At 37.4% G+C, this 25,800-nt stretch carries 18 protein-coding genes; 11 read left to right on the forward strand and 7 right to left on the reverse strand.

The features are described from left to right. A partial coding sequence (locus tag B045_RS15570) for a hypothetical protein (RefSeq protein WP_240470529.1) occupies window positions 1–192 on the reverse strand: 192 nt, incomplete at its 3' end. Here B045_RS15570 and B045_RS14095 point away from each other — a divergent pair. From B045_RS14095 to B045_RS15230, 6 genes are all read left to right on the forward strand, one after another. Further along, a complete protein-coding gene (locus B045_RS14095; protein WP_240470530.1) occupies window positions 184–546 on the forward strand; it encodes a tetratricopeptide repeat protein in 363 nt (120 codons plus the stop codon). The two genes, B045_RS15570 and B045_RS14095, sit on opposite strands and share 9 nt — an antisense overlap. A gap of 37 nt (window positions 547–583) precedes the next feature. Continuing rightward, window positions 584–2,398 (forward strand): hypothetical protein, encoded by a 1,815-nt coding sequence (locus B045_RS0101020; RefSeq protein WP_154650073.1) that lies wholly within the window; start codon window positions 584–586, stop codon window positions 2,396–2,398. 80 nt (window positions 2,399–2,478) lie between these two features. Then, window positions 2,479–3,576, forward strand: a complete 1,098-nt coding sequence (locus B045_RS0101025; protein WP_154650074.1) for a hypothetical protein — start codon at window positions 2,479–2,481, stop codon at window positions 3,574–3,576. A 32-nt stretch (window positions 3,577–3,608) separates the two neighbouring features. Beyond that, window positions 3,609–4,514 carry a FimB/Mfa2 family fimbrial subunit gene (locus tag B045_RS0101030; protein WP_238311984.1) on the forward strand — a complete coding sequence of 302 codons (906 nt, stop codon included), beginning with the start codon at window positions 3,609–3,611 and terminating at the stop codon, window positions 4,512–4,514. 25 nt (window positions 4,515–4,539) lie between these two features. Next, a complete protein-coding gene (locus B045_RS0101035) occupies window positions 4,540–6,291 on the forward strand; it encodes a DUF4906 domain-containing protein (RefSeq protein ID WP_154650075.1) in 1,752 nt (583 codons plus the stop codon). 100 nt (window positions 6,292–6,391) lie between these two features. Continuing rightward, complete coding sequence (locus tag B045_RS15230) at window positions 6,392–6,583, forward strand: four helix bundle protein (protein ID WP_154650076.1); 192 nt, start codon at window positions 6,392–6,394, stop codon at window positions 6,581–6,583. A gap of 379 nt (window positions 6,584–6,962) precedes the next feature. Here the strand turns inward: B045_RS15230 and B045_RS0101040 are convergent, their stop codons facing one another. From B045_RS0101040 to B045_RS0101050, 3 genes are read right to left on the reverse strand one after another with little or no spacing between them, the layout of a single operon-like run. Continuing rightward, a complete protein-coding gene (locus B045_RS0101040) occupies window positions 6,963–9,692 on the reverse strand; it encodes an alpha-L-rhamnosidase (protein WP_025882997.1) in 2,730 nt (909 codons plus the stop codon). A gap of 23 nt (window positions 9,693–9,715) precedes the next feature. Further along, complete coding sequence (locus tag B045_RS0101045; protein WP_025882998.1) at window positions 9,716–10,483, reverse strand: porin family protein; 768 nt, start codon at window positions 10,481–10,483, stop codon at window positions 9,716–9,718. Between the two features lie 12 nt (window positions 10,484–10,495). Next, window positions 10,496–11,605, reverse strand: coding sequence for a PCMD domain-containing protein (locus B045_RS0101050; RefSeq protein WP_018462411.1), 1,110 nt, complete (start codon window positions 11,603–11,605; stop codon window positions 10,496–10,498). A 160-nt stretch (window positions 11,606–11,765) separates the two neighbouring features. Here B045_RS0101050 and B045_RS0101055 point away from each other — a divergent pair, with 160 nt between their 5' ends. The 3 genes from B045_RS0101055 to B045_RS0101065 are packed head-to-tail and all read left to right on the forward strand — an operon-like array spanning window position 11,766 to window position 13,957. After that, the gene (locus tag B045_RS0101055) at window positions 11,766–12,512 is read left to right on the forward strand and encodes a DNA alkylation repair protein (protein WP_018462412.1); all 747 of its coding nucleotides are present in this window, start codon (window positions 11,766–11,768) and stop codon (window positions 12,510–12,512) included. A 16-nt stretch (window positions 12,513–12,528) separates the two neighbouring features. After that, window positions 12,529–13,101, forward strand: a complete 573-nt coding sequence (locus tag B045_RS0101060; RefSeq protein ID WP_018462413.1) for a flavodoxin family protein — start codon at window positions 12,529–12,531, stop codon at window positions 13,099–13,101. A 7-nt stretch (window positions 13,102–13,108) separates the two neighbouring features. Next, window positions 13,109–13,957 (forward strand): cation diffusion facilitator family transporter, encoded by an 849-nt coding sequence (locus B045_RS0101065; RefSeq protein WP_018462414.1) that lies wholly within the window; start codon window positions 13,109–13,111, stop codon window positions 13,955–13,957. Window positions 13,958–14,878: 921 nt separating this feature from the next. Here the strand turns inward: B045_RS0101065 and B045_RS0101070 are convergent. The 3 genes from B045_RS0101070 to B045_RS0101080 all read right to left on the reverse strand — a co-directional run bounded on the left by B045_RS0101070 (window position 14,879) and on the right by B045_RS0101080 (window position 18,970). Then, complete coding sequence (locus tag B045_RS0101070; RefSeq protein WP_018462415.1) at window positions 14,879–15,319, reverse strand: cold-shock protein; 441 nt, start codon at window positions 15,317–15,319, stop codon at window positions 14,879–14,881. A gap of 30 nt (window positions 15,320–15,349) precedes the next feature. Then, entirely contained in the window at window positions 15,350–16,474 is a 1,125-nt protein-coding gene (locus B045_RS0101075) for a DEAD/DEAH box helicase (protein ID WP_018462416.1), read from the reverse strand. A 441-nt stretch (window positions 16,475–16,915) separates the two neighbouring features. Next, window positions 16,916–18,970 carry an LTA synthase family protein gene (locus B045_RS0101080; RefSeq protein WP_018462417.1) on the reverse strand — a complete coding sequence of 685 codons (2,055 nt, stop codon included), beginning with the start codon at window positions 18,968–18,970 and terminating at the stop codon, window positions 16,916–16,918. A 407-nt stretch (window positions 18,971–19,377) separates the two neighbouring features. On the opposite strand from B045_RS0101080, the gene B045_RS0101085 reads away from it, so the two are divergent. Both B045_RS0101085 and B045_RS0101090 read left to right on the forward strand, forming a co-directional pair. Next, on the forward strand, window positions 19,378–24,744 hold the full coding sequence (locus tag B045_RS0101085) for an alpha-2-macroglobulin family protein (protein ID WP_018462418.1): 5,367 nt from the start codon (window positions 19,378–19,380) through the stop codon (window positions 24,742–24,744). Beyond that, entirely contained in the window at window positions 24,734–25,798 is a 1,065-nt protein-coding gene (locus tag B045_RS0101090; protein WP_018462419.1) for a DUF1573 domain-containing protein, read from the forward strand. The genes B045_RS0101085 and B045_RS0101090 overlap by 11 nt, the downstream gene beginning before the upstream one ends. The last annotated feature ends 2 nt before the right edge of the window (window positions 25,799–25,800 follow it).

Genomic DNA, 25,800 nt, shown 5'->3' on the forward strand with positions numbered 1-25,800 from the left:
CTTCGCGAAGCCGTTGTAGACATCATCAAGAGCATCGACGTAGTCAACGGTCGTGAGCGTGAAATCCAGAACATCGGCCACGGCATGCCCTATGAGTATATGAACCGCTTCATCTTCCCGAAGGTTTATCGCATCAAATATACGCTGACGTTCCGTCACGATGGTTTCGACAGCAACTCTGCTATGCAGCATCTGGGTTCAAACCCTGCAACGATGACGCTGGGTGAACTCTATGCCACAGCCGGATTCTATAAGAAGGGTTCTCGCGAATACAACGATATCGTGGACCTGACCGCCCGCCTCTTCCCTGATAATGCCGAGGCAAACATCAATGCAGCGGGCGTAGCTTTGACACGCAATGACGTAACCCTTGCCCATAAGTATCTCAAGCGTTGGGAGACAGATCCAAGAGCCTACTGCAATATGGGCCTTCTTTACCTTAGCGAGGGCAACCGTGATAAGGCAGAGGTTTATCTGAAGATGGCAAAGGCAGCAGGAGTGAAACAGGCAGACAACGCCCTGAACGAACTCATGAAGCTCAAATAACAAAGCAATTAAAACGATTGATCATAAATATAGCCTTATGAAACATACATTATACATATCATCAATGTTGGCGGCATGTATGCTTCTTTTCTCCTGTGCGGCGGATAATACCGCCATACCGGAGAACGGCTCCTCTAAGTCTGCCGTTGTGAACCTCTCGCTTTCCACGGGTGCCGATACGCGTGCCAACGGTGCACTGCCAACGGACAAAGGCTCAGTAGTGGGAAGTAACGAGGGAACACTGAACCATATATGTGTGGGACTCTTTGATGCCAATGACAAGCTGGTGACCCTGTATGAGTATAATTACAGCGGAAATGAGAACGTTCCTACCCGTACTGATGCGGTAAAGATGCTGGTCTTTGCCAATGTGCCTGTGGGGGCATTTGCAGGGAAGTATGTGTTGAGTGACTTTTATACAGTGGCTCAGGACTTGGGGTATACAACTTCAGCTGACGGTAAGACAAAGACTGCCGTTACCACGGCAAACTCACAGAGTATGAAGTCGCTACCGATGATGTCGGATGTGCAGACATTAAACTGGGCATCAGGTACAACCCTGAATCCGTCTGTAACGCTGAACCGTCTGGTAGCGCGTGTTGCATTGACTAATATCAGTTATAGTTTCAGTGGTTCATACACAGGCTGCTCTTTCACTCCCAAAGAGATATTCATGTATAATACAAGCAATCAGCTTACCAACTGGAATACAAAGGCTGTCAGCGGCAGTGTGAGTGGTGAGAACATTGCAGCGAATGCGAACACAGCCTATCTGGGCAGTGGAACAATCAGTTCATTCAGTAGCACTAGTCCCTATTACTTCTATGTGTTTCCTAACAGCAACACAACGGCACCGACGAAGTTGGTTATAAAGGGAACCTTCACCACAAAGAGTGGCACGACATACACAACATATTATCCGATAACGGTAAACAGTAGTTCAGCAACAGGTAATATCATATCAACGATAACAGGTGGAACAGGCGACTCAAAGATAAGTGCTAATACTACCTATGGACTGTCTGCGACCATATCAGGAACAGGAGTTAACAGTGTATCTGATGCACTTACTTCCACCAGCATTACCGTAACCACAAGTGTTGATAACTTCACGAATGCGACAATCGCGGAACATTTTGGTCCGGCTGTAGGTGATATATATTATTCAGATGGCACATATAGCAATAATTATTATGCCAGCAAGACACCTATAGGCATCATAGTAAGTACTAATCCGGTCTATTGTGAGTCGACAAATGGATATGGTCATGGACTTGTAATGGCGCTAAATGAAGCAATAAGTAGTGGCTGTTCATGGGGGGATGCAAGCGTTAATGAAAGTGTGCTGAGGGATAACCCTACTTTAAATATCGCTTATACCGATTACAGTGGATTAACAAATACAAAAGCTATAGCAAGTTCCCATACATTATCAACGACTGCTCAAACGGGATATCCTGCTTTTTATTATGCGTATGTGGCGTATAAGAGCAGTGTTCCTGCGCCGACAAGTAGCAGCGGTTGGTTCTTACCAAGCGTAGGACAATGGTGGGATGCTATGGAAAAAGCAGAAAAGAAATGTGGTTATACAGCTGATTTATTGAATCAGCATTATAATACAGGCATAGCATATATGAATAGTACGGAAACTGATCAGGCATATAGTTCTTTGATTACATTAATGAGTAATTCTGGTGCTAATTATACAGCTTTGGTTAGGACCTTTTATTGGTGCAGTTCGGAAATGAATGGTGATATATGGCGATATAATTTTGTCAATACTGATTACTTATTATGTAGTGGAAGTAAAAATAATTCAAATTGGCATGTTCGCGCCTTTCTAGCCTTCTAAACCTCAATGATAGAACTTGTTAGTAATGCATTAAATAACAAAAATATAGAATAAGAATTAATAATAAAAAACGTGAGACTATGAATAAGAATTATTTACTTATTGCAGTACTGATGTCAGTCGGAATGATGACATCCTGCTCTTCTTCCGACACGGAAGAAACCCCAACCGTCGGTAATCCAGCAGTTGTAAGTCTGCAGCTTAACGGTAAGTCTATGACCCGTTCTGTGGCTTCTACTGACGAAGCTAAAATTACTGATGGTCAAGCTGCAGCATTTGATGCTTCCGGTGCCATAGTCGGAACTGTGCAGAGCTTTTTAACAAGCACTTCAGCAACTCCGACTATCAGTACCACAACCCAGGCCACTCAGGTCAGCGTAGTTGCCAATCCTGGTTCTACTTCTGCATTTACTAGCATTGTAAATAAAACAAACCTTGAAGCAGTAACAACAGACTTGGCCAGTACAACTACATCTGCTACGACCGCAAATAGTCAGGATCCGACGAAACTTCCAAAGTATGGTAATACAACTCTTACTTTTGGCACCGATTCAAAAGCAAATCCTACGGTTGATATGTACAACCTTGTAGGGAAGATAAAGTTGAGTTCTATCAAAACAAACTTTCTCGGAACAGGTTATGCTGGAGCTACATTCGTGCCGAAGGAAGTCTTCCTGTATAATGCTAATACTACTAGTACATTCGGTGGTACAGGTTCTGCTCCACAGACTGGTGAAAATACTGATAATACAAATTATGCAGTTACCACTCCGAACAATTACTATTATTTGAGTTCTGGTGTAATTGCAAGTTATAATGAGTCTTCACCTACGCCTTATACCTTCTATGCATTTCCTAATACAAGCACAACGACACCTACAAAGATTGTCATAAAGGGTGCATTCACTCCTAGTGGGGGTACAGCAGAGTATGTTTATTATCCAATTACTATAAACAAGTTTCAGGACGGAACAACCATTACAAAGGGTGGAAGTGCACTGTCCTCAGCTGATGCAAGCGACTCAAAGATCGTGCAGAGTACAAGCTATGATGTAAGTATCACAATCAGTGGAAAGGGTGTAAAAACTCCAGACAGCAATATCACTCCTGCTACGGCAACAATCACAATGAATGTCAAGGACTGGACCGATTATACTCAGGTCGTAACTGTTAAGTAAAAATATAGGATACAATAAAACGAAATCGTATTATGAAGTTAAGATATTACCATCATCTACTGTTGTTCTCGCTGTTGTTGTTGCTTGCCTCGTGCATCAATGATGACTATTCCGACTGCGTTCAATGCTCTGTGATTGTGTCGCAAACGGACAGTGTTGGCAACGCCTTAACAGCAAATGTGAAGGGTAATATGATGGCATATCTCTTCATAGACGGTAAGTTTGACCGTATCGTCACATCAGATCCTGACAGCAGTTATAAAATTAGCTATGACGGCAGAAATGGAAATGCGTCCTTAGTGACTATAGGCAGTTCGGATAAAGACAGTGCTCAGATATTTACACCTGCAGTAGGATCAGACATGAATTCTATATCTGTAAGTGTAAAGCCCGATCCTCTCACGGGGGAATATATTCTCCCGTCTTCACTATATTATGGTACTTATGCCATCAGTTCTCAAACAGCAGGTGTAAGTACCGTATACGGTAATATTGTTATGAAGAAGAAACCTGCAACGGTTCATGTTGTTATCAGACAACTCAAGGAGTATTTCGGAGACAGGGATTATAAGGTTGTCCTGTCAGGATTCCGCAGTACCATGACCTTTGCAGGACAGATAACTGGAGATTCTATAGAATACTCTCCCTCAGCAGTTTTTGATACATCTAATCAACTGGTGACAAGCCGCGTTCATACTTTTCCAACTATGCAGAATGAATACGTGACAGTATCGGTGTTCAGTAATCCCGACGGATCAGCTAAGTCTCGTTCTTCAATGACGCAGCTTATCTGGAGTACCAACCGTGACAGTTATGGCAACAGAGTAACTCTAAATTCTGGTGATGACAAGGTAATCATCGTAGACTGTAGCAGCAAGCAGTTGACTTTGAATGTCATGCCTTGGAGTGATTATACGCAGCATGTCTTTATACCGTAACCTATAGAATTAGGCATAAACAATTATGATGAGAAGAATATCATATCTACTATATATATTATTTACATTGGCATTCGTTTCTTCTTGTAACACGATGGACGACATGCTTGATGAAAACAAGGATGCTGCTACGCTGACTGTAAAGATAGCGCAGCAGGATCCGAAGACGGTAGTCACACGAACGATCAGTGATGCGATAGAGAATGTGAATGTACTTGTCTTTGATGCTCAAGGACATTTAATAGGTAGTACGTACGCCTCAAGCAGCCCCACATCGGTTTCTGTTTCAGCGAGGGAAGGTAGTGGCTGTACTGTCTGTGCCATCGCCAACACAGGTAGTAGTTCCTATTTTGACGGTATAAGCACACTTACTGAACTACAGGCGAAGGTAACTTCAACATTGGCATCAGCGGATGCACTGGGAGCAAAGAGTAATGAGATATTATACGGTACGATTCCTGGTGTAACGCTGAGCAGTGGAATAAATACTCAGGCCGTTTCTTTAAGACGATTATACAGTAAATACACATTTACGATAACACCTTCAAGTGATATTGCAATAACTGCTTATCAGCTTTGCAATGTACCCAATGAATGTTATATTGCATCGGGGAATACATCAAATCCCTCTACAGGATTTTCTGGTTTGAGTTTCGGTTCAGTGACAACTTCAGGTTCTATCGGTTCCCCCGTTACAGCAGGACCGTATTATATCTATGAGAACTTGGCTGGTACATCCTCAGCATCAAATACTGCAGAATTGAGAACTGCAGCGAATGCACCCAGCGGTGCTTCTTATTTGTTGATAACAGCAACAAGCAAGGTTGGAGTAGGAGCAGGATGGAAGTCAACATATAGAGTGTTTTTGGGCGGGGTTACTAATGCAATAACTCCAGTTGTGGATTATACGAACTTTAATATTAATAGAGATTTTGATTATAAATGCAACATATCCATTGTTGGAAGTGGAATAAATGATGTCAGAGTTACTTATACTCCAAATAGTACTCGCACTCAATTATACTATACAGGCGATGCAACAGTCGGAAACTATTTGTATAACGATGGTTCTAACGGAACTACATTCAAGTCAGGTCAGACGGTTGGCATAATCTATTCAAATGAACTGACGCAGGCCCAATATAATGCAGGTTGCCGTCATGGTAGAGTGCTGGCACTTAAAAATGCAAATAGTAATAATTATGGCACTTGGTGTGACGATGGTTCATCATCTCCTTATACAGACCACAGCAGTACTGGTCACCCTTATGTATCAGATTTCAAGACATGCTTTCAAGATGTAAGCAGTGGTTATGATGCCCTGAGCGCCAACAGTAGCTACGTAAATACCAGCAGTAACTATGCTTGGTATTATTGTAATAATTACAGCGATGGTACTACACATAGTAATGACTTAGTGGGTAAAAATTGGTATCTTCCCAGTGTAGGTGATTGGTGGGATATAACGGAGAACCTCGGAACTTGGTCAGCTTCAGACAAGACAACGTTAACAACTAATCGTAGCAGTACAACTGGTTTGGAAAATTATATAATCTCAACTTCTAGTGGATCGTACTTTGATGCCTTGAATGTGAAATTAAATGCAGCGAGTGGCAATCCTATAGTTCCAAGTAATGGTGCGTATTATTTTTGGTCAGCCTCAGAGGCTGGTAGCGGTGCTGCGGTACGTTTCTACTTAGGCTATGAAGGCGTCTACTTGGGCGGCTACAGCAATAAGACGAATGTCAATTTCTACAGGGCCGTCCTAGCTTTTTAACTATTTATCTATTTAATAATTTATCTATAAAAAATATTATGTGTATACAACATTTTAAACACCGCCTGTGACGGTCGACAATCTAAAAACGAAAGTACCTATGGCATTATCACATGACTTACCAATCTATCGTGATACAATGAAGTTATTGAGTTTAATAATCGAAAAGACTAAATGTTACCCTCGCTTCTACCTTTATACGGTTGGCGAAAAGATGGTGAATATCAATCTGGATATGTTGTCTCTGATATATAGAGCAAACAGCAGTTACGAAAACAAGCATGATGATTGAACTTCTAATTAAATATAACAACGATGCTTAATAGCATTAGATAAAAAGATATAACTCAATTCGGATGCCTGTCAATGATTCAGCAATCGCTGCATCATGAAGAAAAAAGATTCGTGAGAACCGATGGCGTCTAATAATTATCACTATAATTAGATAGAATACTTTATTCTATCTTTCCTCGGATTGATGATAAATTGATTTGAGGAATTCACACAAGCGTGTGTGTCTTTCGAAAGCCTTTCCCCGTGAGGGGAGGGGCTTTTTTGGGTTCGCCCAGCATGGGCGGTGGTGTGAGGGGACAAAACTTAAAGTAGGAGAAAACTACTTTAAGTTTCTCCTACTCGATGGTAGTTCTATGCTATTGTTAATCCTTGATTTATTATTTTAAATATGGACATTCAAAATAATAATGTCCCGAACCAACATTGACTATTGTCTCATTGCCGATTACCTGTGATTTGTCTTTTGATAAAGGCATTCCATAATCTGTTATTTTGTCTGTCTCTGTTGTCGGCAGATGTACCACAGCTTTACTGTTTGCTGGAATGTTTATTTCCAAGGTGTACTTAGCACCGATAACTTTCCATTCACATGTTATCTTGCCATAAGGTGAAATGAAAGACGTTGTAGCTTCGTTTACGCTGCTGACAATTTGTGGATTGATGCAAACCTCTTTCCATGCAATAGAATTGTCTGTCTGACTAATTCCGCCTATGCCATTGAAAAACCATTCCTGAAGGTGGCCCAACATGAGGTGATTGTTGGATACAAAACCATAAGCTTGCCATGATTCAGTGAGTGCTGTGGCACCATGAGATAATTGCCAACCATAACCTGGTACGTCATATCTGCTGTTCATGTCGTTGATAACTTGTGAATATCCATTATCTTTTAACGTTTGAACAACATATCTGTAGCCTACGTCACCAGCAGTAAGAGAGTTTCCTCTTGACTGAATGTCTGCAACAAGATGCTTCATCACGATGTCTTTCTTGTTTTCAGGAACAAGCCCCATATATACAGCCATTGCGTTTGCCGTCTGACTATTTCGGTCATAATATCCATCACTGTTCAAATAACGTTTGTTGAAAGCCTGTTTGATACTTTCAGCCTTGTTATTGTAAAGTGTATAGTCATCTTGCTTATTAAGCAGTAAAGCTGTTTCTGCCATAATCTTTGTGTCGTAATAATAAATAGCAGTGGCTGTTACTCCATTTGATGTGAGCTGTGCCACGCCAGGTCTATCTGGTCCAATGTCAAACCAGTCTCCAAGACCGTAAGCCACAATTCCATCTTTATCTTCTCTTGAAGACAGATAAGACAGCATGCGTTTCATACTATCGTAATATCTACTGAGCAGACTTTTGTCTCCATACCATTTATAAACGTACCATGGACAGATGATAAATGCGCTTCCCCATTCAGGTGTGTCTTCAAAGCCACTGTCAAAATGAACATACTCTGGTGCAATTGTCGGAATATTCCCATTTGAAGTTTGCGAATCTTCCATGTCGCCCATGATCTTATGATAAAGCATTTCCAAATCATAGCGATATTGCATTGAATATTGCATGAGGTGGGCTTCTTCCAACCAACCCAACTTCTCCCTATGTGGACAGTCGGTGAGCAGACTTTGCATGTTGCTTCTTACTGCCCAGTCGATAAGTTCAAAAGTACGATTAAATAATCTGTTAGAACAATTGAAAGTACCTACTTCTGGAGAAGAACTGCACGTGTGAAGACCGATTAAATTTTCAACAATTGGTAAGCTGTCTGTGTTACTCTTATCTTGTGGAACAGCATCTTCTAATTGTACATATCTAAATCCATAATAAGTGAATTTAGGGCTCCATTCTTCGCTTTCTCCACCTTTAAGCGTGTAGGATAAAGTATATTTTCCAGTCGCACTTTGATTAACAGTACTGTCAGAATTTAATAATTCAGCAGGACGGAATGTAACTGTTTTACCTCTTTCGCCACGTAGTTTCACACGAATGATTCCAGAAAAGTTCTGTCCCAAATCATATACCCAGTTTCCTTTCGCATTTTTAAATACTCTGTTTACTGCAATTTCCTCATGAACTTTAACAGGAGGATTTTTCTGTGATTCTAATAATCCGTTATATGATGTGATTATAGCTTTGCGCCAAGGCGTATCCTCTTTTGTCGCATCATAGTCTTCACCGCTGTATATGCCAGAGTGAGTGATGGCACTTTGTGATGCTTTCCAAGTGTTATCGGTAATAATGTCTTTTACTTTGCCGTCTGCATATTCAAGGCGAAGCAGCATTCTAACTTTTGGAGCACCAAATGAGCCCAACCATTTAAAATATCCTTGTCTTGGAATGTTGTAAAATCCGTTACCTAATGAAATACCGATTTCATTATTTCCTTCTTTAATCTCTTTGGTTACGTCGAAAGTCACATAAAGTGCTTTCTTATCGTATTTCGTCCATCCAGGATCAAGGAAATCATCACCTACCTTATTTCCATTTATGCACAGTTCGAATTGACCGAGTCCGCAGACATAAGCCAATGCTCGTGTGATTTTTTTATTAGCGATGAAAGAATGTTTGAACTTCGGTAGCATATATTTGCCGAAGTCTTTATCGCTAATATGTTTCTTCACTAAAGGAGCGTGTATGCCTGGAACGACATACCAGTCTTTGCGATCTTTTTCAAGAGCAATCCATTTAGCTCCAGCCCAATCTTTGTCAGTAAACAAACCTGTGGTGAAACTACTTGGTTGACTCCATTCTGAAGTTTCCCCATTAGCTGACCAAATCTTTACTTTCCAAGTATATTGGGTTGCAGGATTTAGTTGTGGTCCATTGTATGGAACTAAAATAGATTCAGAACTATTAATTCTACCACTATTCCAAATAACTTTATCGTTTGATGAAAGTTCAATTTGGTATGCTTTTTGGTTAAATCCCCTTTTCTCAGAATTTATATTCCAACTGAAGCATAAATGTTCTGTGTTATCATAACCAAGTGAAGTGTTGTTTATCCGTAGATTATATGTGGAAGGATTTTCCTGTGCAAATGTCATGTTTGGCATAAGCATAAATAATACAATTGCGAATAATGTTTTGATAGCATTTTTCATAATAATGGTAGAAATTGTTTATATTAGAATCTATATCCCCATCCGAGATTTAGGTAGATAGGATACATATTAAATGTAACAGTTTTGAAATTACTTTCAAATATATTGTTTACGCCAAACTCCATGTCGGCATTTACACAAAGATGCTTATTGGCTAACCATGATGCACCGAATTGAACGCCCGGTTGTAGTTTTCTAAGATTACCAGAAAAATCATACGTGCCACGTTTGCCGTCGGTGAATTGTAGCTTCTGACCGATTGGTGTTCCTTCTCTCAGATATCCGTCGGTAACATATCCTGTAAATTCTCTGTTCAAAGCATAAGAAAGATACATTCCTGCTCTGAATTTCCATCTGTCATTAAGGCGATAGTTAGCCATTATAGGAACAGACACAAGGGTGGTGCTATATTTTGTGTTTACATATCCTGTCCAATATCCGCTAACCTTGCTACCGTCGTCGATTACTTCCGTCTGATAGCTTTTTACTTTGGCACCAGCATTCATACTCTTAGCTTCTATTCTAATTCCGGTTGATATACCCCAATGTGAATTAGCACTCATCCAATGTGTGATATCACCTTCGATAACACCATTGAAGCGTGGATTGTAACTTTCTATAGAACGAATTTCACGTGGCATAGACCAGGGAGCAGTACCTCCGATATTGATGCCGCATTTCAGTTCATATTCCAAATTATCTTTTACGATGCTGTCTGTTGGAATTTTACTTGCATTTGCGAGCATGGTGCAAGAAATTAATATATATATTGTTGATATTATCTTTTTCATCTTATCTTTATCTTATTTATAAAACAATTGCATTTCGTCTACATACAGTGTACTGCCTACAGCACCGTTGAATGTCGCTCCGTCAATACTTGATGACATGATTATTGAAATGTTGTATTTACCGTTTTTAAGTTTATCGGCATCAATAGTTTTACCGTCTTTCATTACAAACGGAATTGCAAATCTTGTCCAAGTGTCTGTTTCTTTCTTGTTTTCCAGTCTTGCTATTGATACGATATTGTCACTGGTAAGTGAGTTAGTCCCGTCAAGATATTGCACATCATCAGTTACCTCATACAGTATTGCATAGATGTCAAAGTTATCTCTCTTTCCTTTCACTTCATTGCTGTTAATGTCTGTATATACATCTCCAGCTTTGTATTTATAGTAACCTACAAGTTCTGTCGGCGTATTTTTGAAAGGTACACCGAAGTGTGTAGATTTAGCTGCGTTAGATAAGTCTATTTGAAATGAACCGATGAATAGATTTCCTGCAGCTATTGGTGCCTTAAACATAGCTCCTAATGTGCCTGTACTTTGAGTTGTGAGCTTTGCACATTTGCCAATATATCCATTATCATCCTGACATGTAGGGTAGGAATTTGCTGGTCCGTTATAGTTTGTAATCATGAATCCTGCGTTTCCGCTTCCCCATTCAATAGATGAACCGTCAGGTGTGTCACTGTAGAATATTTGGTAAAACGGTCTTGTCTCGTTTGTATTATAATCGGTATCATAATAGTATTTCACGTTATCAAAGTTGTACGAAGTAAGAAGATTCGAGAATGTGTATTCCACATTGTAAGTCTTCTTCCATTTAGCGTCTTGTGATGTGACAACATAAGTTTGTGGTGTTAAGAAGTTACGTGTTGTTCCGCTTTCTGGACTTATAGTAGCTCCTTCCGTGAGACTGAATTTTGGTGATTGTTGGCTAATATCAGTAGAGTCTTTTACGTAAAAAGTTACTTTCTCGTTTGATATTACCGGGTCACGAATAAGAATGTTTTTGTCAACTTCGCATGATGTGATGTCGGCTTCACTGTTAAGTGCTTCTTCTGAAATACAAGAAGTAAAAGTCATAAGTGTTAAAAGGCTTATGGCCATAATAAATTTTAACTTCATCTTTTACCTTATTATTTATTTCTAGCTTACAAATGTAATATAACTAAGGTTAAACTCAAAATTATTTAATTCTTTTTATACCGTGAATATAAAAAAAAATTGCTTAATATTGATGTTTTATAAAAGAAAGAAGTATATTTGCAGATTAAAACTAAAGTGAATGGGCATTACTGCTGACGTCATATTATCCGAACTAAAATATCTTGTTGATGAAGATAAAAGGATTGTATTGCCAAAATTCTTCAAGACTGGTAAAGGCGAATATGGAGAGGGCGATAAGTTCCTCGGAGTTGTCGTACCAAATATTCGAAGTGTAGCAACATCACATCTTGATGCTGCTGACAGTGATATTGCTATTTTGCTTTCTTCACCATGGCATGAGATGAGAATGTGTGGTCTGCTTATTATGGTGGAAAACTGCAAACAAACACGAAAAAGATCGTGGATAAAATCGCATTCTGATGAAGATGCAGAAAACTTACGTAAGCAATATCTAGATATTTATCTTTCGCATACTGATAGAATAAATAACTGGGACTTAGTTGATTTGTCTGCGCCAACGATAGTCGGTGAATATCTTGCTGATAAAAAACGTGATATTCTGTATAATCTAGCAGAAAGTCGTTTGCTTTGGGAACAGCGCATCGCGATTGTTTCTACGTATGCATTAATACGCAATAATGATTTAGACGATACTTATATGTTGGCAGAAAAACTTCTTCAGCATCCTCACGACCTTATGCAAAAGGCTGTTGGTTGGATGTTGCGTGAGGCTGGCAAACGAGATAAGCCACGACTCATGGATTTCTTGGATGAACATTCTACTGATATGCCACGTACAATGCTTCGCTATTCCATAGAGAAGTTCACTGATGGAGAACGTGAATATTATATGAAGAGGAAATAGTTTTATTAATGAAAATATGAGAGTTTTGGTTATTAACGGTAGCCCACGTAAAAAGGGCAATGTTGCAACAATGCTTCATGCTGTATCCGACACTATAAATGATGCTGATGTACATTGGATTGATGTAAACGACTTATCTATTCGCCCATGTATGGGCTGCATGAAATGTAGAGATACAGGAACTTGCGTGTTGCCTGAAGACGATGGTCACCGCATGGCTAAGGAAATTAAGGATTGTGATGCTATTATAATCGGAACACCTGTATATTGGGGAAACATAAGTGGACAGATGAAACTGATGTTCGATCGTATTGTTCCATCAATGATGGGGGAGTCTAAACTTGGAATACCTATCGCTCTGCATAAGGGTAAGAAGGCTGTTATCGTAAGTGCCTGCACTACGATGTGGCCGTTTAGTTGGATTGCTAGACAAACTAGTAATGCAAATCACGCTATGAAAGAGATATTGGGCTATTCTGGTTTTAAGATTGTTGGTAAATTAGTCTTACCAGGTACTAAGAAAAGAAGTGGCGTTCCGCAAAAAATAATAAATAAAGCCAGACGGTTGGCTTTAAAATTATATAAATAATTAAATTATGATAGATAAAAAAGAGGCTGCTTTATCGTCAATTATAGCCGCCGTGTTCCTTACGACGATGAAGTTTGTTGTGGGTATTCTCACATTTAGTTTGGGTATTATATCAGAGGCAATTCATTCACTGCTTGATTTGCTTGCCGCTATGATTACGTATTTCTCTGTGAGCATGTCTGATAAGCCAGCAGATAGGCAACATCAATATGGACATGGTAAAATCGAAAATCTTTCTGCTTTCCTGGAGTCTGTATTACTTGTTATTACATGTGTTTGGATTGTTTATGAAGCTGTAAAGAGGTTGTTGACTAATGAGTCTAGTGTTACTGTCACTGTATGGAGCTATGCTGTGGTAATAGTTTCTATGATTATAGATATCAGTCGTTCACGTATGCTATTTAAGGTTGCAAAACGTGATAACAGTCAAGCTCTGGAAGCTGATGCAATACATTTCTCAACAGACATATTGAGTTCCGGTGTGGTCTTGTTAGGTTTGATTTGTGCTCATTTCGGATATTATAGGGCTGATGCTATATCAGCTATAGGTGTGGCAATAATTGTATTGTTTATTTCATATCGTCTTGGAAAGAGTGCCATTGATGTATTGCTAGATCGTGTACCAGACGGATTGACGGAGAAAGTTGAGGCTAAGTTAAAGTTAAATACAGATATTGTTGGTTTTCATGATTTAAAGATACGTGTTGCAGGACCTGATACTTTTGTTAAGGTTAATGTGCACATCGGACATGACTTGGATCTCGAAGCAGCTCATGACATCTGTGATAGAATTGAAAAAGATATATGTACTATGATTCCAAAATGTGAAATCATCGTACATGCAGAACCTGAATAATATAATGTTGGAGGTGTCCTTAAAAATACCTCCGACATAATTGTCTGCTCCTAAATTTATTGATTTGAGAATTCAAAAACTTACCTATATTATTTCATCCTGATTATATTACTAATCAGGATTTTTTATTTCATAATCCACTAAAGCCTTTCTTTGTGAGTGTTTTTTATTTTAAAAATCTTTTTATTATGAAATATCCTACATGTTTTTGCATAACCATTTATTATTCAGTGTATTAGTTTATGTATGATTATCTAAAAACATACATAAAACGGAGTGATAAGGGCCTTATTACTCTGTAATCCTACATGCTTTGCTGAGTAATATGGCCCTTATTACTCAATAGCGCAACGAAAAAGGTGTTTTTGTATTTAGTGCGTTAACCATAAAACGGAATCGGTATGTACATTTTAGTTATACTTACCGGATCACTATACATCTTTCCAAAACTATTACGATTGTCTTTACATATTCTTATATTCTATACTGAAAAGGTTGACATCGCGAAATGTTATTACAAATTAGTTTGAGATGCATTTTTCTTTTAAAAACTTAAATTAAAATCGCTGTATCTAATATCCTGTATTAATGTAGAAAACATGTAGGAAGCATGTATGAAACATGTATGATATGGCAACATCATACATAAGTAAACTTACTGATATTGAATGACTTAATCTAAAAGATGTATGTTATGTATGTTTTTGCTAAATATTTTTTAAGTAAATCTATTTAGGTTAACATAAACTTATGACGATAATTTTATAAATCTATAAATTTATGAAGCATTATAATACGTAATATACAAAACGTAAAAAGCCTACTTAACATAAGAGACAAACAATTATTGGTATAAATGCTCATTTCGTATGCTAGGTAAGCCTCAATTCTTTATGTCTTTTAACCAACAGCTATGTTGGCTTATTTATCAAACTGAATCTTTACGGCAACCATATCCTTCTTTCCTTGTTCCAGTTCAAAAGTCACGGCATTACCAGTCTTTATTCCCTCAGGTGCGTTGCTAATATGGAAGAAATATTTATTACCATTGTTCTTATCTTTAATGAAGCCATATCCTTTGTCATCATTAAAGTAGTCTACAACTCCTCTCATCGTAGGATCTTCTTCAACCTTCTTTGGCGTAGCGATTTCTATTGAGTTTACATCAATATCCTCTTTCTTCTCTGTCAAATCTGGTGGAGTATCCACAATGTTTCCGTTGACATCAACATAGGCAATCATGTCGTCCATTGAATTGCCACCGTTAGCTTTGCGCTCATCCTTACGGTGTTGCTTCTCTTGTCTCTTTTTTTGTTTCTGTTTTTGAATTTCTCTTTTGTTGTTTCCTATAAAACTTCCCATAAATATAATTTTAATTTAGATCATTAAGCCTTAGGCTGATTGTTTTGCTACGACATTCAGTTTTTTTCCTGTAAGTTTTTGTATGTCACGTAGCATGACACGCTCATCAGACGAACAGAAAGTTATGGCCGAACCATTATGTCCCGCACGCCCAGTACGTCCGATACGGTGTACGTAGGTCTCGGCAACATCAGGTAGGTCGTAGTTAATAACCAGTTGTAGGTTGTCTATATCAATTCCTCTTGCGGCAATGTCAGTGGCTATAATAACATGAGTCTTGCCTGCTTTGAAATTCGTAAGCGCGCGTTGGCGTGCATTCTGTGACTTGTTGCCGTGTATGGCATCACATTGAATTCCATTTTTATTCAATATCTTTGCAATCTTATCAGCTCCGTGTTTTGTTCGTGAGAAGACAAGTGTTGATTTTATACCATCTTGTTTCAGCAAGTTAAGCAAAAGTTTGCTCTTATCTGTTTTTTCTATCATATACAAGCTCTGCTTAATTGTGTCAACAACTGATGAAACAGGTGCAACTTCAACTCTTGTAGGTTTGTATAAAATCTTTCTTGACAGTTCTGCTATTGATGATGGCATTGTTGCAGAGAACAGCATTGTTTGGCGCTCTTTTGGCAAAAGTGGCAATATGCGTTTTATGTCATGTACAAATCCCATGTCAAGCATGCGGTCTGCCTCGTCAAGAATAAAGTGCTTTATGTTGTCAAGATGAATAAATCCTTGACTAATAAGGTCTAACAGTCTGCCAGGTGTGGCTATAAGGATGTCAGTACCTTGCTTGATTTGTCTAACTTGTGGATTCTGATTAACTCCTCCGAAAATAACTGTGTGTCTCAATGAAGTATGTTTTGCATAGTCTGAGAAGCATTCGTCTATCTGTATAGCTAGTTCGCGAGTAGGAGTGAGAATAAGTGCTTTAATATTGTGTTTGTTGTCAGTTGCATTTTCCGTAAGCAGTTGTATGATTGGAATAGCAAATGCTGCTGTTTTTCCGGTTCCTGTTTGTGCAATACCAATTATGTCTTGGTTTTTTAGTGCAACTGGTATAGCCTTTTCCTGTATAGGTGTTGGATTTTCGTATTTTTTTTCTATTAGAGCTTTTAATATCGGCTCTGTTATATTTAATTCCTTAAATGTCATAAATGATTTATTAATATATATAATACTACTTACGAATAGATAATTTTTCTATCCGTAATTGTACGTAAGTATTATGATGGGAGAAGAGGGTGCTAAAAGCCCTGCACAATAGTAGTTACGTTTAACGATAATGTGCTATAAGGTTTTTAAACATTCTCATATAATTGTTTTGTTACCTTAAAACACCAATTTCGTTTGCAAAGGTAATATTATTATTTGGATAAACCTAATATTTAATATTACTTTTTAATTACGAGACAATCTAGACATTCGGATTAATGTTACTATTCTGCTAACCACGGAAATTGTTAACCTAGGAATATTACCTAATAAAAATATCCCAAGTCCTTTATTTATTGGACTTGGGATATTGAAATATTATTGATATTGAAAAGGCTATATTATAGTGATAACTATTTATAGCATAACTATAGATAATAATTATTTAACTTTTGTCTTGCCGGCACATTGATAATTGGCAATAGCTCTATGTAACAATGTGTTGTTAATAGTATGTTGCTCAGCACCTGTATTCAAAGAGTATTTATCGTGTGATAACTTAAACTGTTGTTGTTTATGTCCGGCACTGAGAACAATCATATTGTTGTTTTCTATATAACCAAGATTCTGGTATGTCGCCGCAAATGCACGTTGATGATACAATGGCGTTAGGACGTTCTGACCGAAGAAGCGAGACACATAGTTGAAATGCAAAATACCAAATACTGTTGGCATCAAGTCAATCTGGGAAACAAGCTTTTCGTTTACCGATGGAGCTATTATATCTGGTGCATAAATGAGTCCTGGAATATGGTATTCGTTTAAAGGAATAGCCATGCTTCCTGCACTAGATGCGCAGTGATCAGCTGTGATAATAAAAATTGTATTCTTAAACCAAGGTTGCTTCTTTGCCATTTCGAAGAACTTGCCAATTGCGTAATCTGTATATTTCACACCACCTTCACGACATTTCTTAGATGATGGTATATCTATCTTTCCATCAGGGTACAAGTATGGACGATGATTGCTTACTGTCATGATGTGAGTAAAGAATGGTTTACCCGTTTTTGCATTGTTATTCAATACCTTAATAGACTTGTTGAATAAGTCCTCATCGCAAACACCCCAAACAGTACCAAATGTCTTTTCGTAATCCTTAAAATCAGATTGATCGATAACCTTAAATCCATTTCCACTGAAAAATTCCTTCATATTATCGAAGTAGCTATCACCACCATATATGAAATCAACATTATATCCCTTTGAACGCAATACATGGGCAGTAGAGAAAAGATTTTCGTTATTTTTTTGCTTAATGACACTTTCTCCAGGACTAGGTGGTACACATAGTGTAACAGCTTCGAGCCCACGAACTGTGCGATTGCCAACAGCATATAGATTGTCGAAACACATGCCCTGTTTCATTAATTTGTCAAGATTTGGCGTGAGATTCTCTGTGTTGCCATATCTTTCAAGGAAATCACCGCTCATACTTTCAATGGTGATAAGTACGATGTTCTTGTGAACTTCAGGGTGTTTAGAGTGGATATGCTGCACATGATCAGCCATTCTCCAATACATAGAGTCTAGTATTTTGTTAGCTTCCTTGTTTGGAATCTTAGTGTAAAAGTCCTTATACGACAAGTCGTTATTAAAATATGCTTGACAGAATTTCACGCATCCATTAGCCTGTAACTCATTTACAAAACTATTTGTGTTGTGCTGAAATGAAAAATTGAAAGAAAGAAGTGCGTATGAAGCACCGGATAAAATGCAATAAACAAATGTAAAGATTATCTTGTTGCGAATAGTCATAGTATTCTTGAAGCAATCTTTCTTTATGTCGTGGAGTAGGAATATAGATACAACAATAGCAATTAATACGACTATTGATATAAGTGGAATCATAGGATATGATTCAAAGAAGTTTCCAATGACTTCATTTGTATATACCAAATAATCAACTGCTATGAAATTATAGCGCAGTCCAAATTCACTCCAGAAAAAGTATTCTGCAAAAGCGTTTACTATAATTAATAATACGTAGATGAAGAATAGAGCATAATATGTGTATTGTCGCCATATATTCCTAATAGAAGGAACTAACAGACGTATAGAATAACTTATTATTCGATATAGTATAATGTAACTTATTATTCTTGTAAGTGCGGCATTGAATTCTTTCAGTGGTGTGTTGAAGAATTGCAATACTATAAATGTGATGCCAAGCAATCCATAGATAATGAATACCCAAGGCTTATTATATTTCTCTTTCGAGAAGAATAATAGAAATACCCAGAAAAAAGAAAAGCTGAGTGTTGCGAAAAATAGGTCGTTAAAAGTACCTAGAATGAATATTTGTATCCATTCGATAAAAGAATAGTTGACAACTGTAGTAGGGTTAAACAGTAGAACTATTCTTAATAGTAATCCCAGTACAATAATTAGACCTGAAATTTTAAGAAATGCAGATCCTATAAGTTTTAGATTTTTCATGTCCCAATTATAATATATTTTAGTCGAATATGTAGTATTATATACTAGCTATTCATTCTAACATTTATATCTATTATGCAAAGATAAGTCTTTTATTCCAAAGATTAAAATAATTTTTCATTAATTGAGTATTTTCTTTCAGAAATTGCACAATTCTGTGTTTAAAAATGTGAATACTTTTGTTTAGTAAAGCCTTTTTATATGAAATAAAGTTGTTTATGCTAGAAAAAGTATGAATACTTTATTTCCATTCTTATTTTAAATAAGATAAGTTTGTGTCATGAATAAATAGCAAAAACTTCCTTATTTATTTTGTTCTTCTCTCATCTTACTGTATCTTTGCATTATAATGTTCGCTCCAAGCAAGTTTTCGCCATTGGATTCATTTTGACTAAAAAACGGAAAGTATGAAAAAGACATTTTTAATTATTGTATTAATAATACTAATACCTTTGGTAACTATAGCTGAAAGCTATACGTCCTTGTGGAAAAAATATCAGCATAATATAGAAATAGGTCATCCCGTGGCAGCATTTTCTGTGCTTGACAAGATCATCTCAAAGGCTACTGTAGAGAAGAAATACGGTGATGTTATCAAAGCCGAACTTGAGAAGTCTAAAAATCAAATTGATATTTCTTATGACTCCTTGAATGTTGTTATTGCTAATTTAAAGCAGAAAGCAATCAGAGTAGAGAAAAGTAATAAAGCTATGGCTTCAATATACTATAGTGTGCTTGGAACAGTGTATGAAAATCAATTTAGTGGAAATAACGATTCTTTAGCGGTAGGAAAAGAATATTTCCGTAAGTCGTTAGCACATCCTGAAGCCTTAGCAAATGAACAGGCAAAAGACTATGAACCAATAATGATAGAAGGAAGCGATAGCCGTATATTCTATAATGACCTTTTGCATGTTATAGGAATTGCTGCTAAAGACTATAAAACTCTTCATGATTGGTATCAGAGTCACAATAATAGAAGTGCAGCATGTCTATGTGCATATTATATGAATAAACGAGATATTAACGAAGATTGCTCTGAAATGTGTAAATCTGCATATCTCCAAAAGATAGATTCTTTAATAAATGTTTATAAAGATTTAGATGTTGCAGGTGAGTTGGCGATAGAGCATTTTAACTTTATGGATAAAGCGACTGATGCTACCGCAGAGGAAAAAATCGATTTCATCAATTATGCACTGAGCAGATGGGGAGGTTGGAATAGAATGAATATCCTCAGAAATGCTCAAAGCAGACTTACGTTGCCTAGTTATTTGGTAGATTTAGGAAGTCGTGTTCAAACACCAAACACGGAAAGAATAGTAGAAATACGACAGATTACTAATGTTGGTGCTATTACAATGACTGTAACAAAACTAGATGCTAAAGGGACTTTGAAGTTAAATGCTGCAGACAATGACGATTATTCTAAGATTGCCAAGATGCTGATGCGAGAAACTGCTGTTTCTGTGACGCATAAATATATTGGTGTGCCTAGTTATAAAGTGAGTTGTGATTCTATGAAGATGCCAAAACTTGATAAAGGTGTTTACCTTGTTGAGTTTAGTACAGATAATAAGAATATGCGACCTGAAAGAATGTTGCTGCATGTATCAGATATGTTTGCACTTACCGAAGGATTACCAGATAATAACTTGAGATTTGTTGTTGTAAGTGCTACAACAGGACAACCAATTCCTGGTGCGAAGATAAAACTCACGGCAGATTTTGGGAAAGATAGTCGTAAAAACAATAAAACATTGGCAACTCTGGTTGCTGATAAACACGGCGAAGCAATATTTCATTATGTAGATGGAAGAGCTCAACTTAAAATGTATGTTTATACAGACCAAGATGGGTTCTGCCCCGAAACATATACAACCTCAAGTTATTACTATTATGATGGGAATGAAGACAACAAGGATGAGGATGTAATAAATTTATATACCGATAGAAGTTTGTACCGTCCTGGGCAAGTTGTATATGTGAATGCAATGGCTTATTCCGTGGAGCATCATAAGGATAAGGTTTCTGCGAATGCAAGAAAGAATATTACTCTTAAATTGCGTGATGCTGATTACAATATTGTTAAGGAAATTAGTGTCATTACTGATGAATATGGTAGTGCATCTGCTAAGTTTGAACTTCCAAAGACAGGACGTACTGGGCATTTCTCAATATCAACAGAAAGTGGAAGTGCGTATTTTAGAGTAGAGGAATATAAACGCCCAACTTTCAATGTGGAATTTGATAAGTTAAGTAAAGCATACAATAGTGGTGATACTGTAAAGTTTGTTGGTATAGCAAAAACTTATGCTGGAGTTCCTGTGCTGAATGCCCAAGTTAAATATACAGTTACACGTCGTCCCAACAGATTTTGGTGGAGACTTGGTGCCGATGATGATGTTGTAGTTGCAAAGGATACCATAAAAACTGATGCCAATGGAAAGTTTGATATTCCAGTGTTGTTAACTCTTCCAGAGCGGAAAGGTAATGCTGCTCGATATTATACTTATAATGTCAATGCTCAGGTTACTGATGCTTCTGGTGAAACTCATGAGGCTGAAACTTCAATACCTTTGAGTAACAGAAATACAGTCTTTAATATTGATTTGCCACAGCGTATAGAACGTGATAGTTTGAAGACGATAACTTTTGATTATAGCAATATTGCAGGTGAAAAAGTGGATGCAAAGGTATATTATAAGATTGATGAAACCCCATATACAGCAAAAACAAATATTGTAACAGACTTTCCCGCAATGAGTTTAAAAAGCGGTGCTCATGAACTTGAGGCTATATGTAATGGTGATACCATCATGACAAAGTTTACAATATTCTCAATGAAAGACAAAAAACTCGCTGAACCTACATGTGATTGGTTTTATCTAAGTGATCAACACTTCCGCAATGACGACAAACCAATTTATGTTCAGTTGGGATCTTCAGACGATAATGTGCATCTTGTATATTCAATTGTTGCAGGCGACAAAGTAATTGATAACGGAACTCTAGAAATGTCTGCTAATGAAGTCTACACACGTTCATTTAAATATAAAGAAGAGTATGGTGATGGCATAACAATTGATTATGCTTGGGTAAAAGATGGCAAGATGTTTCAACATTCTGCTAAAATACCAAAGGCTTTGCCTGATATGAAACTGAATGTTAAGTGGACAACATTCCGTGACAGATTGACTCCCGGACAGAAGGAAACGTGGACTTTGTCTGTGACAGATGAAAAGGGGAAACCAGCTAAAGCGCAGCTTATGACAACAATGTATGACATGAGTCTTGACGCAATATATCCACATAATTGGAACTTTTATTTAACGTTAGATAGATTTGTTGCTGCTCTCTCATGGCGTGGTACCATATTTGAAAATAGTTCGCTGTATGGAGAAATGCCTATTAAATATTTGAATCAGAACGATTTGGATTTTACACATATGGTTGATTTGGGTATGGATGGCTCTAGTGAAAGTTGCTTTGCAACACGTTCTGTAATGATTAGAGGGGTCAACTCCACTAAAAGAATTGGTGTTGTCGGATCAGTAACAATGTCCAAAGCAAATTATGATATGCTTGCTGAGACTATGGTAGTTGGTCCAACATTAGCGAAATCAGCAACTGGTAACACTACAAATAAGAAACCAAATAATGATTATGTGCGAGATAACCTAAACGAGACAGCTTTCTTTTATCCAGCACTTCAAACTGATAAAAATGGAAACGTGGCATTGACGTTTACTTTGCCAGAAAGTGTTACTACATGGAAGCTTATGGGACTTGCTCATGACAAGAATATGAACAGTGGTATGATTACTGCTGAGGCTGTGGCAAATAAAAACTTGATGATAATGCCTAATGTTCCTCGTTTCGTGAGATTGGGTGACAATGCCACAATCGCTGCTCGCGTTATAAATAAAACAGATAAAAGACAGATTGCCAAGGCGTATATGACAATCCTTGACCCAGAAACAGAAAAGGTCTTGTTGGAAAATCATGTTCCTGTAACAATAGAACCTAATAGCAGTAGTAATGTAAACTTTAAGTTATCTCCATCTGAAATTAAAATTAATGATATAACGTCTCCGCTCATTTGTAGAATGACGATTGAAGGAAAGAACTTCAGTGATGCTGAACAGCACTACCTGCCTATACTTTCTGATAAGGAACATGTTGTTAACACCATTGCTTTTAGCCAGAATGTACCTGGTACATATAAACTTGATATAGATAAGTTGTTCCCTGTAAAAGAGAATAACAACAAGTTAACTGTGGCATACACAAACAATCCTGCATGGATGATGATTGAATCATTGCCATCTGTTGCTAAATCTAATGTAAAGGATGTAATGAGTTTGGCTGCTAAGTATTATACGAATAGTATTACTGCATATTTGCAGAAAAATATGGGTAATACAGATTCGCTGAAGTTGTTGAATACATATAAGGAAGATGCACTTTTCGCAATGAGACAGTTGCAGAATGGTGACGGTTCTTATAGCTGGTGGCCTGGTATGCATGGTAGTTTTTACATGACAGTAGCCGTAACAGAAATGTTGCAACGACTTAACGTGATGATTGGTGAACAGAATGCAACTAGCAGTATGATAGATAGCAGCATGAAATATCTATCTGATAGAGTTGCAGAAAATGTTGCTGATTTGAAGAAACTTGAGAAACAAGGTGTTAAGAAACTTTTGCCAGATGAAACTTCTGTAAGATACCTATATATATGCGCATTGAGAAACAGGGGACTGGACAATCCAAACAGCAAGTATCTTTTGAAGTTACTTGAGAAGCGCGACAATGTTTTCACGATATATGGTAAGGCAATGATGTCTGTAATCTTTGCAAAAAGTGGAAATATGGAACTCGCAAATCAGTATTTGTCTAGCGTAAAAGAATATTCTGTTTACACGGATGAAATGGGACGTTACTTTGATACTAGAAGAGCCGAATATTCATGGTTTGACTATAAGATACCTACAGAGGTGGCTGCGATAGAAGCTCTTAAGATAGTTACACCAAATGATAAGCAAACTATCGCTGAGATGCAGAGATGGTTGTTGCAGAGTAAGCGTACCCAGAATTGGGACACTCCAATAAACTGTGTTGAGGCTGTATATGCATTCCTTCAGGGGGAAACTCGTGAAAGTATTATAGGCTATGGCGATAATACGGTCCTAAAGCTTAATGGAGAAATACTAAGAACCACAGAACCTACTACTGGAAGAAATGTTGTTAAGGCAGAGGTAACCGGTAAGCATTTCGGAACTTTAACAGCAGAAAAAAAATCTTCGAATATCAGTTGGGGTGGTGTATATGCAGAGTTTGACCAGAATATTTCTGATATTGAAAGTAATTCTATGTCACTTTCTGTAAAGCGTGAAATTGTTGATGCGTCAGGTGCTGTTATAAAAGATAACGGAAGTCTGAAAGTGGGCGATAAGATAAAAGTTAGACTCACAATAAAAGCTAACCGTGACTATGATTTTGTTGATGTTCAGGATAAACGAGCTGCGTGTATGGAACCGGTAGACCAAACAAGTGGATATGGTTGGGGATACTATTATGCTCCAGGTGATAATACAACAAATTATTATTTTGATCGTTTATCTAAAGGTATTCACGTCGTAGAGACCGAATATTACATAGATCGCGAAGGTGAATATATGAGTGGTATATGTACAGCACGTTGCACATACAGCCCAGAATTCAGCGGGCGTGACAAGGCAATGAAATTAAATATTAAAGATGAAAAGTAAAATAATTATAAGTACGATGTTTCTGTTGGCTGCATTAGATGCGAATGCCCAGAAAATATCTGTTGATAATGACGTTATTAACGTTGGTCAGGTGCTATATAGAGTTCCTGTTAAGGCAGATTTTAAATTAAAAAACAAGAGCTCGCATTCTTTACATATAGAGAATGTTGAAGCATCTTGTGGTTGCACTACAGCTGATTATCCCAAGACAGTTGGAGGAGGAAAAGATTTTGTCATTTCAGCAGAGTATGATGCTCAGACTTTAGGTCACTTCCAAAAGATGTTGTGCGTGTATAGTACAGGCAGTAAAAAGCCTGTTATATTAACAGTAAAAGGTGTTGTTGTTAGCGAATTGAAGAGTTTCTCAGGTGAGTACACTTATAAATTAGGCGATCTTAAAACAGATGTGCATAATGTGGAGTTTGATAATGTGAATGTCGGAGATAGTCCTAAACAAAAAATTTATATATTAAACACTTCCGAAGAAACTGCAGAGCCTGTGTTTATGCATTTACCTAATTATCTTGAGGTAGAAATGTTTCCTGCAAAGATAGCTCCACATCACACTGGTGTTGCGGTGTTATCTCTTGACTCAAAAAAATTGCATGATTTTGGATTGAACCAGACTGATATCTATTTGGGATTTGCTCCTGGTGACAAAGTAGCAGACGAAAAGTTGATCACTGTATCTTCTGTATTGCTTCCTGCTTTTCAGAATCTTACAGCTAAAGAAGTTGCTGATGCTCCTAAAATAAAACTGTCAACAGACGTGTTGGACTTGGGAAGCTTTAAAGGAAAGAACAAACTAAAAGGAGAAATAGAAATTAAAAATACAGGTAAGTCAGTATTGGAAATAAGAAATTTGCAGATGTTCACGATGGGACTAGAAGTAGCTTTAAACAAAACGAAAATAGAACCAGGACAGAGTGCCAAACTGAAAATCTCGGCTTATGCAGAACAGATTAAGAACATAAGGAGCAAACCTCGTGTTCTGATGATTACTAATGACCCAAGTATGGGTAAGGTAACAATTGAGATAAAAGTAAAAAAATAAGG

Source organism: Segatella paludivivens DSM 17968 = JCM 13650 (assembly GCF_000373185.1).
Lineage (GTDB): Bacteria > Bacteroidota > Bacteroidia > Bacteroidales > Bacteroidaceae > Prevotella > Prevotella paludivivens.

Bases quoted from the DNA above. Each gene is read 5' to 3' on its own strand.
- B045_RS0101025 (WP_154650074.1), top strand. From the start codon at position 2,479: ATGAATAAGAATTATTTACTTATTGCAGTACTGATGTCAGTCGGAATG.
- B045_RS0101065 (WP_018462414.1), top strand. From the start codon at position 13,109: ATGATAGATAAAAAAGAGGCTGCTTTATCGTCAATTATAGCCGCCGTG.
- B045_RS0101070 (WP_018462415.1), bottom strand. From the start codon at position 15,319: ATGGGAAGTTTTATAGGAAACAACAAAAGAGAAATTCAAAAACAGAAA.
- B045_RS0101050 (WP_018462411.1), bottom strand. From the start codon at position 11,605: ATGAAGTTAAAATTTATTATGGCCATAAGCCTTTTAACACTTATGACT.
- B045_RS14095 (WP_240470530.1), top strand. From the start codon at position 184: ATGCAGCATCTGGGTTCAAACCCTGCAACGATGACGCTGGGTGAACTC.
- B045_RS0101045 (WP_025882998.1), bottom strand. From the start codon at position 10,483: ATGAAAAAGATAATATCAACAATATATATATTAATTTCTTGCACCATG.
- B045_RS15230 (WP_154650076.1), top strand. From the start codon at position 6,392: ATGGCATTATCACATGACTTACCAATCTATCGTGATACAATGAAGTTA.
- B045_RS0101055 (WP_018462412.1), top strand. From the start codon at position 11,766: ATGGGCATTACTGCTGACGTCATATTATCCGAACTAAAATATCTTGTT.
- B045_RS0101075 (WP_018462416.1), bottom strand. From the start codon at position 16,474: ATGACATTTAAGGAATTAAATATAACAGAGCCGATATTAAAAGCTCTA.
- B045_RS0101030 (WP_238311984.1), top strand. From the start codon at position 3,609: ATGAAGTTAAGATATTACCATCATCTACTGTTGTTCTCGCTGTTGTTG.
- B045_RS0101090 (WP_018462419.1), top strand. From the start codon at position 24,734: ATGAAAAGTAAAATAATTATAAGTACGATGTTTCTGTTGGCTGCATTA.
- B045_RS0101035 (WP_154650075.1), top strand. From the start codon at position 4,540: ATGATGAGAAGAATATCATATCTACTATATATATTATTTACATTGGCA.
- B045_RS0101085 (WP_018462418.1), top strand. From the start codon at position 19,378: ATGAAAAAGACATTTTTAATTATTGTATTAATAATACTAATACCTTTG.
- B045_RS0101040 (WP_025882997.1), bottom strand. From the start codon at position 9,692: ATGAAAAATGCTATCAAAACATTATTCGCAATTGTATTATTTATGCTT.
- B045_RS0101060 (WP_018462413.1), top strand. From the start codon at position 12,529: ATGAGAGTTTTGGTTATTAACGGTAGCCCACGTAAAAAGGGCAATGTT.
- B045_RS0101080 (WP_018462417.1), bottom strand. From the start codon at position 18,970: ATGAAAAATCTAAAACTTATAGGATCTGCATTTCTTAAAATTTCAGGT.
- B045_RS0101020 (WP_154650073.1), top strand. From the start codon at position 584: ATGAAACATACATTATACATATCATCAATGTTGGCGGCATGTATGCTT.